This window comes from Streptomyces sp. ADI95-17 (assembly GCF_003846175.1).
In the GTDB taxonomy this organism is placed as follows: Bacteria; Actinomycetota; Actinomycetes; order Streptomycetales; family Streptomycetaceae; genus Streptomyces; species Streptomyces sanglieri.
Window position 1 is genome coordinate 166,556 of the sequence record NZ_ML123055.1, and the last position, 535, is coordinate 167,090.

Genomic DNA, 535 nt, shown 5'->3' on the forward strand with positions numbered 1-535 from the left:
TGACCGCAGCCGGATTCGCGCGTTGAAGCTGTGTGACCACGATGACGCCGCGGCCCGCCCCGGTCACCGGCCGCGATGAAACGGTTCCGCCTGCCCCTGGTGAGCCGATCTTCGCGGCGCTGGCCGCTCACGGGACGGCGTCGGGGCGTGTCGTGCCCGGGCAGGTGGACCAGGAGTGGGCCATGCTGGCAGGCAGCTGCCCGTGGCCCCCGCGGTAGAGACCAGCGTGGTGCGGCGGATACCGCCCCCGTCCCCGCACCCGCTGTACCGGCCGGCAGCCTCGAAGCCTGCCCGGCCACCGAGGCTGCCGGATCGGCCGGTCTTGTTGGGCCCCCTTCCGGTCCGGCAGCCCTCACCCCGGCAGACCTGCCTGCACGGGCCTGGATGCATGTTCGCTTTCGGACATGCGGTGCAGCTCGGAGGGGCGTAGGCAGGAGGCTCCGCAAGGAGCGAGTCGGCCGAGCTGGCCGAGGCCCGCAGCGGATCCGGTGCTGGAGCAGGAGAACGAGGTCCTCAGGCGGGCTGCGGCCTATCT